This window comes from Streptosporangium sp. NPDC020072 (assembly GCF_040631445.1).
Classification (GTDB): Bacteria; Actinomycetota; Actinomycetes; order Streptosporangiales; family Streptosporangiaceae; genus Streptosporangium.
Genome location: NZ_JBEYAB010000014.1, coordinates 61,175 through 74,858, shown reverse-complemented (window position 1 = coordinate 74,858; position 13,684 = coordinate 61,175). Strand labels below are relative to the sequence as shown.

At 71.6% G+C, this 13,684-nt stretch carries 16 protein-coding genes; 8 read left to right on the top strand and 8 right to left on the bottom strand.

Annotated elements, in window-relative coordinates:
• Positions 1 to 84: 84 nt before the first annotated feature.
• The gene (gene gdhA, locus ABZ470_RS30585) at positions 85 to 1,428 is read right to left on the bottom strand and encodes an NADP-specific glutamate dehydrogenase (RefSeq protein WP_352013041.1); all 1,344 of its coding nucleotides are present in this window, start codon (positions 1,426 to 1,428) and stop codon (positions 85 to 87) included.
• A gap of 134 nt (positions 1,429 to 1,562) precedes the next feature.
• Positions 1,563 to 2,504 (bottom strand): NADPH:quinone oxidoreductase family protein, encoded by a 942-nt coding sequence (locus ABZ470_RS30580; RefSeq protein WP_362915793.1) that lies wholly within the window; start codon positions 2,502 to 2,504, stop codon positions 1,563 to 1,565.
• A gap of 124 nt (positions 2,505 to 2,628) precedes the next feature.
• Here ABZ470_RS30580 and ABZ470_RS30575 point away from each other — a divergent pair, with 124 nt between their 5' ends.
• Positions 2,629 to 3,516, top strand: coding sequence for a LysR family transcriptional regulator (locus ABZ470_RS30575; protein WP_362915791.1), 888 nt, complete (start codon positions 2,629 to 2,631; stop codon positions 3,514 to 3,516).
• 3 nt (positions 3,517 to 3,519) lie between these two features.
• Here ABZ470_RS30575 and ABZ470_RS30570 read toward each other — a convergent pair whose 3' ends face one another.
• Both ABZ470_RS30570 and ABZ470_RS30565 read right to left on the bottom strand, forming a co-directional pair.
• Positions 3,520 to 4,308 (bottom strand): DUF3152 domain-containing protein, encoded by a 789-nt coding sequence (locus ABZ470_RS30570; RefSeq protein WP_362915789.1) that lies wholly within the window; start codon positions 4,306 to 4,308, stop codon positions 3,520 to 3,522.
• 115 nt (positions 4,309 to 4,423) lie between these two features.
• Positions 4,424 to 4,993, bottom strand: a complete 570-nt coding sequence (locus ABZ470_RS30565) for a hypothetical protein (RefSeq protein ID WP_362915787.1) — start codon at positions 4,991 to 4,993, stop codon at positions 4,424 to 4,426.
• 403 nt (positions 4,994 to 5,396) lie between these two features.
• Here ABZ470_RS30565 and ABZ470_RS30560 point away from each other — a divergent pair, with 403 nt between their 5' ends.
• Together ABZ470_RS30560 and ABZ470_RS30555 are read left to right on the top strand one after the other, a co-directional pair.
• A complete protein-coding gene (locus ABZ470_RS30560; RefSeq protein WP_362915785.1) occupies positions 5,397 to 6,566 on the top strand; it encodes a sensor histidine kinase in 1,170 nt (389 codons plus the stop codon).
• A complete protein-coding gene (locus ABZ470_RS30555; protein ID WP_362915782.1) occupies positions 6,563 to 7,258 on the top strand; it encodes a response regulator transcription factor in 696 nt (231 codons plus the stop codon). The genes ABZ470_RS30560 and ABZ470_RS30555 overlap by 4 nt, the downstream gene beginning before the upstream one ends.
• Before the next feature lie 9 nt (positions 7,259 to 7,267).
• On the opposite strand, the gene ABZ470_RS30550 is transcribed toward ABZ470_RS30555, so the two are convergent.
• Together ABZ470_RS30550 and ABZ470_RS30545 are read right to left on the bottom strand one after the other, a co-directional pair.
• On the bottom strand, positions 7,268 to 7,468 hold the full coding sequence (locus tag ABZ470_RS30550) for a DUF5302 domain-containing protein (RefSeq protein WP_352013034.1): 201 nt from the start codon (positions 7,466 to 7,468) through the stop codon (positions 7,268 to 7,270).
• A 59-nt stretch (positions 7,469 to 7,527) separates the two neighbouring features.
• On the bottom strand, positions 7,528 to 7,710 hold the full coding sequence (locus ABZ470_RS30545) for a hypothetical protein (protein ID WP_352013033.1): 183 nt from the start codon (positions 7,708 to 7,710) through the stop codon (positions 7,528 to 7,530).
• 84 nt (positions 7,711 to 7,794) lie between these two features.
• Between ABZ470_RS30545 and ABZ470_RS30540 the strand changes: the two genes are divergently transcribed.
• The 4 genes from ABZ470_RS30540 (at position 7,795) to ABZ470_RS30525 (ending at position 10,736) form a co-directional block, all read left to right on the top strand.
• Entirely contained in the window at positions 7,795 to 8,241 is a 447-nt protein-coding gene (locus tag ABZ470_RS30540; RefSeq protein WP_352013032.1) for a MarR family transcriptional regulator, read from the top strand.
• 28 nt (positions 8,242 to 8,269) lie between these two features.
• Positions 8,270 to 8,494: an HGxxPAAW family protein gene (locus ABZ470_RS30535; protein ID WP_352013031.1), complete on the top strand. Its 225-nt coding sequence runs from the start codon at positions 8,270 to 8,272 to the stop codon at positions 8,492 to 8,494.
• Between the two features lie 205 nt (positions 8,495 to 8,699).
• Entirely contained in the window at positions 8,700 to 10,034 is a 1,335-nt protein-coding gene (locus ABZ470_RS30530) for a cation:dicarboxylase symporter family transporter (protein ID WP_362915780.1), read from the top strand.
• Positions 10,035 to 10,286: 252 nt separating this feature from the next.
• Entirely contained in the window at positions 10,287 to 10,736 is a 450-nt protein-coding gene (locus tag ABZ470_RS30525; RefSeq protein ID WP_352013029.1) for a DoxX family protein, read from the top strand.
• A 55-nt stretch (positions 10,737 to 10,791) separates the two neighbouring features.
• Here the strand turns inward: ABZ470_RS30525 and ABZ470_RS30520 are convergent, their stop codons facing one another.
• Complete coding sequence (locus tag ABZ470_RS30520; RefSeq protein ID WP_362915777.1) at positions 10,792 to 11,616, bottom strand: alpha/beta hydrolase; 825 nt, start codon at positions 11,614 to 11,616, stop codon at positions 10,792 to 10,794.
• A gap of 75 nt (positions 11,617 to 11,691) precedes the next feature.
• Between ABZ470_RS30520 and ABZ470_RS30515 the strand changes: the two genes are divergently transcribed.
• Positions 11,692 to 12,726, top strand: a complete 1,035-nt coding sequence (locus tag ABZ470_RS30515; protein ID WP_362915775.1) for a sigma-70 family RNA polymerase sigma factor — start codon at positions 11,692 to 11,694, stop codon at positions 12,724 to 12,726.
• 57 nt (positions 12,727 to 12,783) lie between these two features.
• Here the strand turns inward: ABZ470_RS30515 and ABZ470_RS30510 are convergent, their stop codons facing one another.
• Positions 12,784 to 13,677, bottom strand: coding sequence for a hypothetical protein (locus tag ABZ470_RS30510; protein WP_362915773.1), 894 nt, complete (start codon positions 13,675 to 13,677; stop codon positions 12,784 to 12,786).
• Positions 13,678 to 13,684 lie beyond the last annotated feature (7 nt).

The window sequence follows — 13,684 nt, the reverse complement described above, 5'->3', positions numbered from 1 at the left end:
TCGTTGGCACCGACCAGGCTGTCGGACGCCGTTGTCAGAACAGCCGGTCAAGGCGGCCAGGTGGATCGGCCAGGTGGGGGATCGTCAGATCAGGCCGAGGGAGAGCATCGCGTCCGCGACCCTCTTGAACCCGTCGATGTTGGCGCCGGCCACGTAGTCGCCCGGCATGCCGTACTCGGCGGCGGTGTTCAGGCAGCGGGAGTGGATGTCCCGCATGATCTGCTGCAGGCGGTTCTCGGAGAACTCGAAGGTCCACGAGTCGCGGCTGGCGTTCTGCTGCATTTCGAGGGCGCTGGTCGCGACCCCGCCCGCGTTGGCGGCCTTGCCCGGGCCGAAGGCGACGCCCGCCTCCTGGAAGATGCGGATGCCCTCCGGCGTGGTGGGCATGTTGGCGCCCTCGCCGACGGCGACGCAGCCGTTGCCGACGAGCAGCCCGGCGTCGCGGCCGGTGATCTCGTTCTGGGTCGCCGAGGGCATCGCCACCTCGCAGGGCACCTCCCAGATGCTCCTGCCGGAGACGAAGACGGCCTGGGAACCCCTGCGCTCGGCGTAGACGTTCATCCGCTGGCGCTCGACCTGCTTGACCTGCTTGAGCAGGTCGAGGTCGATGCCCTTCTCGTCGACGACGTAGCCGGAGGAGTCGGAGCAGGCGACCACGACGCCGCCGAGCTGCCGGATCTTCTCGATCGTGTAGACGGCGACGTTGCCGGACCCGGAGACCACGACGCGCTTGCCGTCGAACGACGTGCCACGGGCCTTCAGCATCTCGTCGACGAAGAAGGCGCAGCCGTACCCGGTGGCCTCGGTGCGCACCTGCGCGCCGCCGTAGCTGAGTCCCTTGCCGGTGATGACGCCGGACTCGTAGCGGTTGGTGATGCGCTTGTACTGGCCGAACAGGTAGCCGACCTCGCGTCCGCCGACGCCGATGTCACCGGCGGGCACGTCGGTGTACTCACCGATGTGGCGGTACAGCTCCGTCATGAAGCTCTGGCAGAAGCGCATGATCTCGCGCTCGGAGCGGCCCTTGGGGTCGAAGTCGGAGCCGCCCTTGCCGCCGCCGATCGGCAGGCCGGTCAGGCTGTTCTTGAAGATCTGCTCGAAGCCGAGGAACTTGACGATGCCGAGGTAGACGGACGGGTGGAAGCGCAGCCCGCCCTTGTAGGGGCCGAGGGCGCTGTTGAACTCGACCCGGAAGCCCCGGTTGATGTGGACCTCGCCCCGGTCGTCCTCCCACGGGACCCGGAAGATGATCTGCCGCTCCGGCTCGCAGATCCGCTCGATGATCTTCGACTCGGCGTACTCGGGGTGCTTGCCGAGCACCGGGCCGATGCTCTCCAGGACCTCACGGACGGCCTGGTGGAACTCGATCTCGCCCGGGTTACGCCGGAGCACGTTCTCGTAGATCGACGACAGTCGTTCGTGCAGCATCAGATTTGTCCCCTGCCCTTCGTAGGCGCATTCCTGCGCCCCACCTTAGGGGGAGGTGTCCGGAGCGTCCGAATCGGCCTCCCTGGGTACGCGACCGCCACCCGCTCCGTGGGCGGCGGTCACGCCCGGGGCCCTCAGGGGCGCAGGACGATCTTCCCCGTCGTACGGCGGGCCAGAAGGTCCTCGATCGCCGTCCTGGCGTCGGAGAGCGCGTACTCGCCGCCCGCGATCGGCCGGATGCGGCGGGTCCCGGTGAGTTCGAGCAGTTCGCTGAGCTGCGCCTGGTAGCCCCCCGGCCTGGCGAGCACCGGCCGGATCCAGAAGCCCGCGACCGAGATGTTGGCCTCCAGCAGGCGGCCGACGTCGACCGGGCTCGGGTCCCGGTGCGAGGCGGTGCCGTAGCTGATCAGGCGGCCGAACTCGGCGACCGCGCCGAGCGCGGCGTCGAAGACCTCACCGCCGACCGCGTCCAGGATCACGTCGGCGCGCTCACCCAGGTTGGCCTCGATCACCCGCTCCGCGTAACCCTCGGCGGAACCGTCGACGGCCGCGTCCGCGCCCAGGCTCAGCGCCAGTTCGCGCTTCTCCGGGGTTGAGGCGGCCGCGATCACCCTGCCCGCGCCCAGTTCCCTGGCGAGCTGGACCGCGAGGTGGCCGACGCCGCCGGCGGCCGAGTTCACCACGACGCTCTCGCCCTTGCGGACCCGCGCCGCCGTGCCCAGCAGGTGCCAGGCGGTCAGGCCCTGCACCAGCAGCGCGAGGGCCTCGCCCGCGACGGCCTCCTCGGGCAGGTCGACGACGTCATCCAGCTTGATCAGGGCCTTGCTCGCGTAGGCCTGCCTGGCCAGGCCCATGACACGGCGGCCGTCCGAGGTCCGTCCCACGACCTCGCTGCCGGGGATGAACGGCAGGTCAGGGGAGAGGTAGGTCCCGGCGATCCGCTCGGCGTCGGCGTAGTTCACCCCCGCGGCCTCGACGTCCACCAGGATCTCGTCCGGGCCGGGAACCGGGTCGGGCACCTCGGACTCGACCAGCGTCTCGGGACCGCCGAGCCGGGTGATCTGGATGGCGCGCATGAATGTCCTCTGGTTCGTCGGTTGGTTGTGCCGGTCAGCGTAGGAAGCGCCACGAACGGGAACCAGGGGCCCGGGTTCATGAGATCGTTTTTTCCATGAGAGGCCTTCATATAACGTCTGCGACGTGACCAACGAGGATCTGACGCCAAGTGAACTGCGCGTTCTGGTCGCCGTCGAGAGCCGGCACGGTTTCTCCGCGGCCGCGGTCGAGCTCGGTCTCACCCAGTCCGCGGTCTCCCATGCCGTCAGGGCCGCCGAACGCAAGATGGGAACGGTGCTGTTCCGGCGCGGGCGCAACGGAGCACGGCCGACGGCGGCGGGGGCGGCGGCCGTCGGGCACGCCCGGCGCATCCTGCGGCTCATGGACGTCATGAAGGCCGAGACGCACGCGGCCTCCGCGGGGGAGACGACGGGGACCATCAGGGTCGCGGCCTTCCGCAGCGCGGCCTTCCACCTGCTGCCCATCGTGCTCGCGCGCTTCGCCAGGCGCTACCCGAAGGTCACGGTCGACGTCCGCATCGTGCCGGAGCTCGGCAGGGGCATCGCCGGGGAGGTGCTGGACGGCCGGGCCGATCTCGGCATCGCCACGCTTCCCTCCCGGGTCGACGGGCTGGTCGGCCGTGACCTGTTCGCCGAGCCGTACGTGCTGGCCTATCCCGCCGGGCACCCCTGCCCGCGCAGCCTGCCGATGATCGACTGGCACGAGAACTGCTCGGCCGAGACCAGGCTGTGGCTGGCCAGGCAGGCCTGGATCCCGCCGGGTGACATCCAGGTCGAGGACGACGGCGTCGTGGTCTCCATGGTGGGCTACGGCCTCGGCGCCGCCATCGTGCCGAGGCTGACCCTCGTGGACGCGCCGCCGAAGGTCGCGATGGAGAAGCTCGGCGAGGACCCGCCGATGCGGCACGTCGGCTACGTCTCCACCTCGGAGATGCTCGGCTCCGCCGTCGTCCGCGACCTGGTCGGCGAGTTGCGGGCCCACTGCGCGGAACGGTTCGCCGCGGTGGGCTGAGCCTCAGCGCCCCGGGGAGGGCCAGGCGTTGGGGCGGCAGCCGTACAGGGACTTGGTCTGCTGGAGCATCACCGGGGCCCGCCTGCCCGGCCCCGGGCAGCGCGCGTGGCCGTGGCCGAGCCCGTGTCCGACCTCGTGGTTGACGACGTACTCGCGGTAGGAGGCGACGTCACGGCCGTAGCCCCGCGCGCCCGCGTTCCAGCGCCTGGCGTTGATGACCGCGCGCCCGTGGTTCCAGCACGACAGCGCGCCGAAGGTGATCAACGGCCTGCACATGCGGTCGGTCATCGCGGGGCTGGACAGCGAGACCCTGATCCGTGCCGGGCCGCGCCGTACCCGCTGGAACCGGAACCCCCAGCTCCTGCGGTCGTTGAGAACGCGGTGCACCTCGTCGGCGAACTCCTGTCCGTCGAAGGGCAGCCCGCGCTCGACCTCGACGACGTACCGGATCACCTTGCCCGCCCGGCGTCCTCGGGGCGGCGGGGGCGGGGCGGCCTCACTCGCGACGACGCGGTAGAGGCCCCCGGCCGAGGCGGGCACGGAGACCCGCGCGGGCTGGCGGCGTCCGTTGGCCAGCAGGAACGTCCGCTCGGGATCCGTACGGCGCGCGGACTCGGTCGGCGTGGGGGGAGGCGTGGGGGTCGGGGACGGGACAGGGGTCGCCTCCGGGGCCGCCGCTCCGTCCGCCAGGGGAGGGGCGGGCTCGTCGCGGTCCGGGACGGGGTGACCGGTCAGCACGGCGCCGCTCCCGATCGCGAGCGTGGCCGAGATGCCGACGGCAAGAGCCCACAAAAAGGGCTTACGCTCGCTAAGCCTGATGTTCCTCGACATAGGCCGTAAACCATATTACCCATCGGCGTCCCGATCACCTCGGAAGGCGGAAGCCGCCGAGGCCCCGGAGAGGCCGTCACTCGGTCCTCGCGGCACCCGCCCACGTCGCCGCCGACAGCCACGTCAGTGACGCGCAGCCCAGCAGGTGGACCACGCCGGTAAGCGGTGTGTCGGGCAGCGGCGCCAGTACGGCGAGCAGCGGCAGGAAGAACCCGTAGCCCGCGGCGGCGGGCCAGGGCAGCACCCGGGCTCTGAGCATCGAGAGGCCGAACAGGGCGACCCCGGTGACGAACACGACGATGGAGCCGAGCAACGCCGGCCTGGCCGGCCCCTCCAGCACCAGGGCGGCCGTGCTCCCGTCAAGGAAGAAGACCACCAGGTTCAGCGAGAACGCGACGCCGGCGAACAGCCCGAGACCCACGACGTTCACCGCGTACGCGATCGCCCCCAGCCGCCCGGCCACGGCACACTGCCGCAGGTGGAACGCAGTGACCGCCGGGGCGGCGAAGGCGGCTCCGATCCCCGCGACGAAGCTCGTCGCGGGTGTCTCGCCGGTGAAGGGCTCGATCGCCCCCGGTATGCCGAGGGAGAGGCCGGTCAGCATCCCGCAGATCGCGCCGAAGCGCAGCAACCAGGAGATGGACATGTGAAGAGCTCCTTTTCGGGTGAGCCGACGGGTTTTCCGCGTGGACCGACGACGCCCGGACGATGTACGGGACGGCTCTGCGGCCGAAGGCGCCGCCTGCGGACGAGACGACCGTAGGAACGGCGCGATCCGGCGCGGAAGTGCCGTGGGTACCGGTGAACGCGTCCGGAGGTCATGGTTCGCGGACGCACCGGTGCCGTCCGGCACGTGCCGGACGGCCAATGCGAGGACGGCCGGGGGACGGATGCCCGGTGGCGGCGTACGCTGCCGGAGACGGCCCCTGTCCGGCCGCATCGTGATCGTTCGGAGGTGCGTGATGGCTCCTTCGCGGGCCGCGCCTGTGACGGGCGGGCATGTCCGCGCGGGACGGCGGGGGAGCGGGTTCGCCTGGCCTGTGCCATGGGTGTCGTCCACGCTCTACGTCTCGGTGCTCGCCGGCGGCGTCTACTACGACGTGGCCGGGGCGGGACAGGGCGAGCCGGCGCGGACGGCCGTCTTCGCCGGCGGTCTCGTCGCGCTGCTCGTTCTCGACGTCACCGGACGGCACCGCCTCGACGCCAGGCAGCCCGCCAGGTCGGCGCTCGCGCTGCTCGCCGTACGCCTGGGACTGTTCGCCCTGGTCACGCTCTTCGACGGCTCCGGGCTCTCCCGCGCCCTGTTCCTGCTGGTGCCGTTCACGGCGTACTTCGCCTTCGGGCGCAGAGCGGGTGTCACGCTGGGGCTGGCGTGCCTCGGGGTGCTGGTCACGGCGTTCACGTTGACCGCCCCTGGCTGGTACACGCGGGCGGAGTACATCTCGGACCTGCTCATGTTCGCCCTCGGACTGGTCCTCGTCGTCTCGACGGCCGAGGTCGCCGTGGGCGAACGGGCAGGAAGGGCACGGCTTGAGCTCACCTTGAGGGAGCTTGAGGAGTCCCACCGTCTGCTCACGGCCTACGCCGGTCAGGTCGCCGAGTTGTCCACCGCGATGGAACGGACCCGGCTGGCCAGGGACATCCACGACAGCCTCGGCCACCACCTGACCGTGATCTCCATCCAGTTGGAGAAGGCGTCCGCCTTCCGCGACCTGGACGGCGCCGCCGCCGACCGGGCCCTCGCCGACGCCCGCCGGGCGGCCAGACGCGCCCTTGAGGAGGTGCGCGGGGCGGTGCGGGCGGCACGCGCGCAGACGCGGCACTTCTCGCTGTCGGAGGCTCTCGCCGAGTTGGCGGGCTACGACGACGGCGGGCGTCCGGCGGTCACCCTCGAACTCACCGGCCAGGAGGACGGCTACGGCGCCGCGGAGCTCGCCGCCCTCTACCGGGCCGCACAGGAGTGTCTGACCAACGCCCGCAGGCACGGCGACGCGGACCGCGTGTCGATCTCGGTGACGTTCGGCGAGTCGTCGGCACGGCTTGTCGTCACCGACGACGGAGAGGGTTTCTCCCCGTCGGCGGGGCGGGACGGGTTCGGCCTGCTCGGCATGCGGGAGCGTGCCCGCCTCCTCGGCGGGGCGTTCGACGTCAGGAGCGGCCAGGGAACGGGAACGGTGGTCACCGTGACGATTCCCCGGCGCGTGGAGACCGTCGGATGAGTCACGACGACCTGGGGAACGGGGAAGCCGGTGGAACCGTACGGGTGCTCGTGGTCGACGACCAGGAACTGGTCCGTGAGGGGATCGCCTCCCTGCTCGGCATCCAACCCGGCCTGACCGTGGTCGGGACCGCGAGAGACGGTCAGGAGGCGGTCCGCCGAGCCCTGGAGCTCGCGCCGGACGTGGTCCTGATGGACGTCAGGATGCCCGGGGCCGACGGCGTCGAGGCGGTGGCGGTCCTGCGTCAGCGGATGCCCCGCTGCCGCGTCGTCATGCTGACCACCTTCGACGACGAGGAGTACGTTGTGCGGGCGCTCGCGGCGGGCGCGGCGGGCTATCTCCTGAAGGATCTGCCCGCCGCCGACCTCGCCGGTGCCGTCCGGCTGGCCGGCGCCGGCGTCACCCAGCTCGACTCCTCCGTCGCCAGACGGTTGGCGTCCACGCTGGCGTGCGCGAGGGAGGTGCCCACAGCGGTGAAGACGGGGGCGGGTGGGGAGGCGGCCGCGCTGACCGGCCGTGAGGTCGAGGTGCTGCGTCTCGTCGCGGTCGGCGCGACCAACAGGGAGATCGCCTCCCGCCTGTTCCTGAGCGAGGGAACGGTCAAGAACCACATCTCACGAATCCTCGGCAGGCTCGGTCTGCGCGACCGGACCCAGGCCGCTCTCCACGCACGCGATCACGGCCTGATCTGACGAACCGGTTCAGCCGCTCTTGCGGCGGAAGGAACGCTTCCCCGAGACGGGGCCGTGGGCGCCGTGGATCTTCGACGCCCCCTTGCCCCTGCCGCCCGAGGCCGCGTCCCCCTGGGCGGACTTCTTGCGCTCCAGGGCCTCGCGGAACCTGCGCCTGAGCTCGTCGTCGGCGCTTTCGGACCCCTCGGGACCCGGCGTGACGTCGGACATACGGACCTCCTGGATCTGGCCGAGCGGGATCATCATCCTCTCACGGCGGCCGTCCCGGCTCAGTGCACCCCCATGGCCATCAGCACCAGCAGGCCCAGGAGATGACCGACCACGACGAACACGATGACGAAGAGGAAGACGAACCTCGCGGGCCCGTGCTCGAAGTGCTTACCCTCCCGGAGGGCGGGGCGCCCGGCCTGACGCTCGGCGATGCGTTCCTCGATCGTCTTGCCGTGAAACATGGGACTTCCTCTCGTCGCCCACCGGCGGTTGGCACAACAATGATTTGTGCACCAACTATCGTACTGTGAGGGTCGGGAGGTGTCGTGACCGATGTGACCGATGTCCTAAGCCTGGACCGGCAGGTGTGCTTCGCCCTCGCCGTGGCCTCGCGTGCCGTCAACGGTGTGTACCGGCCGCTGCTGCAGCCGATGGGGCTGACCCACCCCCAGTATCTGGTGATGCTGGCCCTGTGGGAGCACGCGCCGCTGTCGGTGAAGGAGCTGAGCAAGCTACTGAGACTCGACCCCGGTACGCTGTCACCGCTCCTCAAGCGTCTTGAGGCGATCGGTTACGTCCGGCGGCAGCGGGACAGCCAGGACGAGCGCGTCCTGCTGGTCACACTCAGCCGGAGGGGCCGGGAACTGAGGAGCGAAGCTGAGAGGATCCCGTCGTCCGTGGTCGAACGCCTGGGTATGCCCCTGGAGGAGCTGCAGGAGCTCCACCGGTCGCTGACCCGTGTGATCGCCGCCGCGAACGACGCGCCTCACTGATCCACGGAGAGGAACAGGAGAAAGGCTCATGGCTGGAAGCCACGGAGGAAGCCCCAAGTCTTGGCTTGCGGTGATCGTCATTCTGATCGGGTTCACCGTCGGCGGTGTGGCCCTGTGCCTGGGCCCCAACTGGACCCTGTTCTGGGTGGGCGCCGGGATCATCGCGGTCGGCGGCGTGATCGCCCTGGTGGTCGACATCTTCTCCGACGTGATCATCGACGCCCCTCGGGTGTCCCAGGACAACCACAGCTGATCGAGACACCGGTTCACCCCCTCCGCGGAGCGTTCTCGGCGGAAGGGGAGGGCTCGGACCCGGCGTCCCACGACCTCTCCGTACGGCCGTGCGGCGGGACGCGAGACGGGTGGGAAAACGCGTAACGGTGACCGACGGTCACCGGATGCGCTCTCATGGTTACCCGGCTGGAGTTTCCGCCGAGGTAACCGGAGGCAGGGCGCCCATGTCGCGCGATCGGACCCGTCACCTTTACGCCGCCGTTCTCCTGGCGACGGCCGCCGGCGCCGTCGTGGGGCTGGTGGCCCCGGAGACGGCCAGGGCGCTCGCCCCGCTGGGCACCGCCTTCGTCGCGCTGGTCAAGATGATGATCGGCCCCGTCGTGTTCCTCGGCGTCGTGCTCGGTGTGGGGTCGGTCGCGGGTACCGCCAGGGTCGGCCGGATCGGCGGCCTGGCGCTCGCCTACTTCCTCGTCATGTCGGTTGTCGCGCTGGCCTTCGGGCTGGCCGCGGGCAACCTGGTCAACCCGGGCCGGGGCCTGCGCCTGGCCGGAGGAGCGCACCCGGTCGCCGCGCCCGCGACGGAGGCGGAGGACCTGACGACCTTCCTGCTCGGGATCATCCCGGACACCCCGGTCTCCGCGTTCACCGAGGGGCGGGTGCTGCAGGTCCTGCTGGTCGCGCTGCTCACCGGTTTCGCCCTGCAGGCCATGGGAGAGCGCGGGGCGGTACCGCTGGCCGCCGCCGGGCACCTGCACGCGCTCGTGCTGCGCGTCCTCTCCATGATCATGTGGGCCGCCCCCGCCGGGGCCCTCGGCGCGACGGCCGCCGTCGTCGGCGCGACCGGCGTGGCCGCGCTCGGGAGTCTCGCCGCCGTGGTCGCCTGCTTCTACGCGACCTGCCTGCTTTTCGTGCTGGCCGTACTGGGGCCGCTGCTGTGGCTGGTCACCAGGATCGGCCTGCTGTCGCTGCTGCGCTATCTCGGCGGGGAACTGCTGCTGGTGCTGTCCACCTCCTCCTCGGAGACCGCGCTGCCCCGCCTGATCGCCAAGCTGGAGCACCTCGGGGTGAGCCGCGCCGTGGCCGGGGTCACGGTGCCGACCGGTTACTCGTTCAACCTGGACGGCACGGCCGTCTATCTGACGATGGCCACCCTGTTCGTCGCGGGCGCCACCGGCGTCTCCCTTCCTGCGGGAGAGCAGGTGTCGCTGCTGGTGTTCATGCTCGTGGCCTCCAAGGGGGCGGCCGGGGTCACCGGGGCGGGCCTGGCGACCCTCGCGGGCGGGCTGCGGGCGCACCGTCCCGACCTGGCCGACGGGGTCGGGCTGCTCGTCGGCGTCGACCGTTTCATGTCGGAGGCCCGCGCGCTGACCAACTTCACGGGCAACGCGGTGGCCGCCGTCCTGGTGGGGGCGTGGACCGGAGGATTCGACAGGGCGCGCGCCGCGCTGGTGCTGTCCGGGGGTGCGCCGTTCGACGAGGCCGGTGATCGGGCCCCCGCCCGGCCGGAGGATGTGTCCACGGGGCACGAGGCGCTGGAGCGCGACGACAGAGTGGGCTGATCCCACACGGACAATTCACCATCCACCCCACGTCCTTTATAGGTGATATGTCCGAAATGGGGTGTTTTTATGGCATGGGTCGGGGATCATGAGCAGAAGACCTGCCGGACCGTCCTGTCCCGCCTGCCGTACCGGCCTGGGAGAACCGTGGGGAGAGGACGGCCGGTCCGGGCGTACCCTCCGGCGCCCATCGGTGTCGTCGTTTCCGTTCCGCCCCGTGCCCCGGCGCGGGGTGGAAGAAGAGGAGGGGCCGTGAAGTTCATCGAATCGGCCAGGCCGTACGTCTTCGCCCTGTTCCGTCTTGTCGTCGGACTGCTCTTCACCTGCAACGGGGCCGCCAAGCTCTTCGGGGTTCTCGGCGGTGGGGCGCTGCCCTTCGGCTCATGGCCCGGGTGGTACGCGGGTGTCGTCGAACTCGTCGGAGGGGTTCTCGTCATGGCCGGGCTCGGCACCCGGATCGCGGCGTTGATCTGTTCGGGAGAGATGGCCTACGCGTACTTCGTCGTCCACCAGCCGCAGGCCCTGTGGCCGATCCAGAACGGCGGTGAGCTGTCGGCCCTCTACGCGTGGGCGTTCCTGCTGATCGCGATCGTGGGGCCGGGGGCGTGGGCGCTCGAAACCGTCTCGGCCCGCACCCGGGTCAGGGACCGTGGGGACGCGCGCCCGGCGGAACCGTCGGAGAACCCGCTGACGACCCTCTGAGCCGACCGGCGGTTTCCCGGGGCCCGCGTTCCCGGGAAACCGCCGCGCTCCCGTCTCAGCCTCCGTTCAGGACCTCACGCAGCCGGGGGGCGAACCCCGCCGGGTCGTCGACGAAGGCGATGTGGCCACCGGGGAAGACCGTCGGCTCCGTGCCGAGCGCCGTGGCGAGCGCGGCCGAGGTGAGGTCGCAGAACTGACCCGCCGAGTCCTGCCCGACGCCGACCACGACGCGGACCGGCCCGTCGCGCAGGGCCGCGATGTCGGGCTGCCAGCGGGTGGTCTCCCGCATCTCGTGCAGGAACCAGAAACGCTCGTCGGCCACCTGCCGCGGGTCGCGCTCGGCGGGCGCGCCGGACTCCTCATCAGGGGCCGGCGGGATGTTGGCGTTGACCAGGAACTTGACCCAGGCTCCCCCGACGTCGCCCGAGGCGTAGGTGGCGATGATGTCCTCGACCGCGGCGTCCCGCCCGGCGGGGTCGTCGAGCACGTGGTTCAGCGGGGCCTCGTGCGCGATCACGGTGTGCGCCCGCTCGGGGTGGGCGACGGCGAGCGCCAGCGCGGTGACGGCGCCGCCGCTCGAACCGAAGACCGCGGCCGGGCCCCGGCCGAGGTGCTCCAGGAGCAGGGAGAGGTCGTCGGCGCGCAGCCCGGGGGTCGAGTCCTGCTCGGGGGTGTCCAGGACACTGCGGTTGAGCCCCCGGGGGTCGGTGGTGAGCACGGTGTGGTCGGCGGCGAGCAGGTCCGCCAGCGGCGCGAAGAACGTGGCGTCCATCGGGGCGCCGACAAGCGCCACCAGGGGCCCCTCGCCCCGTACCTCGTAGTGCAGCGTGGCGTCGGAGACCCTGAGGGTCCCGGTGGTGACGGTCGTCGTGCGGTTCATCGGATCTCCCGTGATGCGGGCCTGAGGTTTTCGGTCGAAGAAGGAGACTCCGGCGGTGGGGCAGAATCGTCGTCTGTGAGGGAAGTTTTTTCCGGACAAAAGGAGACATCCGCCAGCGACCCCGACCTGGCGCGGGCGCGCGGTGGAGACGACGCCGCGTTCACCCGCCTCGTACGGCCGTTGCGCGGTGAGCTGCACGCGCACTGCTACCGGATGCTCGGTTCCTCCCACGACGCCGACGACGCGCTCCAGGACGCCCTGCTGCGCGCCTGGCGGGGGCTGGCGCGCTTCGAGGGACGTGGTTCGCTGCGCTCCTGGCTCTACACCGTGGCCACCCGGACCTGCCTGGACATCGTCGAGGCCCGTGGCAGGCGGGCCCTGCCCGTCGACCTCGGCCCGTCGAGCGATCGGGCCGTCACCGGGGACGTCCCGCGCACCGACATCGCCTGGCTCGGCCCCTACCCCGACGCGGACCTCCCCGAGGGGCCCGCCGGGCGTTACGAGCGGCGCGAGGCCGTCGAACTCGCCTTCGTCGCCGCCCTGCAGCACCTGCCGGGCAACCAGCGGGCGGCGCTGCTGCTGTTCGAGGTGCTCGGATTCTCCGCCGCCGAGATCGCCGAGACGATGAACACCTCCGCCGCCTCGGTGAACTCCGCCCTGGCGCGGGCCCGCCGGGTCGTCGCGGAGCGGGTCCCCGCCGTCACCCAGCAGCGGACGCTGCGCCGGATCGGCGACGCCCGGGTGCGGGAGATCGTCGCGGGATACTCCGCCGCGCTGGAACGCGGTGACGCCGACGCCCTGGTCGCGTTGCTCACCGAGGACGTCACCTGGTCGATGCCGCCCATGGCGCACTGGTACCGAGGCGTCGAGGCCGTCATGGACTTCGCCGTGCGGCTGCCACTGACCTCGTGCGGAAGCTGGCGGCATCTGCCGGTCGGGGCGAACGGCCAGCTCGGTGTGGCCGGTTACCTGTGGGACGAGGAGGCTGGGGCACACCTCGGCTGGTCGATCGACGTGCTGACCCTGCGTGACGACCGGATCGAGGAGATCACCTCCTTCGTCGGCCCAGGCCACCTCGGGAGGTTCGGACTGCCCGCCTCACTGCCCTGACCCGCCCGGCAGGGCACGGCCGCACCGTGGCCCCGCCGTCTCATCCGGCCCGCGGCCTCACTTGGCTCCGGTCCTGGCCCCGGCGAGGTAGATCCGCCTGGCCAGGGTGGTGGTCTGCGCGGTCGAGCGGCTCCAGGTGGCCGTCGAGGGGTGGGCGGTGAGCAGCACCATGATCCAGCGTTCCTCCGGGCCGACGAGACCGGTGGTGTGCAGCACCGGATGCCCCAGGTCGGGGACCGTGACGGCCGCGGGACGGGCAGGGAGCGAGGCGGTCCTCCAGGTGGCGGGTACGGCACCGCCCGAGGCGGGGGCGGTCTTGGCGCACCGGACCGGGGGCGTCGAGCCGTACCCCGACCAGCCCTGCTTGACCGCCCAGGGCCGGGGCACCGCGCGGGGGATGCCGAAGTACTGGTCGAAGCCGTCGGAGCCGCACTGCTCGGCGGCGCGCAGGTGCCCGAGGACGATGTCTCGGACCCTCGGGGCGGCGCGGTCGAGGAGATAGCGGTAGGCGCGGACGACGTCCATCGCGCTGAGCGAGGTGTAGCCCCAGAACCCCGGCTTGTCGGCGGGCGGGGGAGCGGTGTCGGTCAGCCCGAGCCTGCGCGCCGTCCGCTCGACGATCCGGCCCCGGCCGCCCCTGGTCCAGAAGGAGGTGGCCGCGGCGTCGTCGCTGACCCGCAGCATCCTGCCCAGCAGCGCGAGGTCGCGCCGGGGGACGTCGCGGTGCGACTCCAGATAGTCGATCGCGATCAGGATCTTCACCACCGACGCGGAGCGGAACCTCCGGTGCGCGTCGTGCTGGACGGTGACGCGGCCTGTCTTCCGGTCGAGGACGACGTAGCCGGCGCGCACCCCGGCCGGCACGTCCGGCTGGGCGGGTGCCGCCGAGGCGGGGGAGGCGAGGCTCAGCAGGAGCAGGGCGGTCGCGACGATCGTCAGGGGGCGTCTCACCCGCACA

Coding starts and splice junctions, on each gene's coding strand:
- ABZ470_RS30535 (WP_352013031.1), top strand. CDS start 8,270: ATGGCTGGAAGCCACGGAGGAAGCCCCAAGTCTTGGCTTGCGGTGATC.
- ABZ470_RS30545 (WP_352013033.1), bottom strand. CDS start 7,710: ATGTTTCACGGCAAGACGATCGAGGAACGCATCGCCGAGCGTCAGGCC.
- ABZ470_RS30555 (WP_362915782.1), top strand. CDS start 6,563: ATGAGTCACGACGACCTGGGGAACGGGGAAGCCGGTGGAACCGTACGG.
- ABZ470_RS30580 (WP_362915793.1), bottom strand. CDS start 2,504: ATGCGCGCCATCCAGATCACCCGGCTCGGCGGTCCCGAGACGCTGGTC.
- ABZ470_RS30520 (WP_362915777.1), bottom strand. CDS start 11,616: ATGAACCGCACGACGACCGTCACCACCGGGACCCTCAGGGTCTCCGAC.
- ABZ470_RS30550 (WP_352013034.1), bottom strand. CDS start 7,468: ATGTCCGACGTCACGCCGGGTCCCGAGGGGTCCGAAAGCGCCGACGAC.
- ABZ470_RS30530 (WP_362915780.1), top strand. CDS start 8,700: ATGTCGCGCGATCGGACCCGTCACCTTTACGCCGCCGTTCTCCTGGCG.
- ABZ470_RS30565 (WP_362915787.1), bottom strand. CDS start 4,993: ATGTCCATCTCCTGGTTGCTGCGCTTCGGCGCGATCTGCGGGATGCTG.
- gdhA (WP_352013041.1), bottom strand. CDS start 1,428: ATGCTGCACGAACGACTGTCGTCGATCTACGAGAACGTGCTCCGGCGT.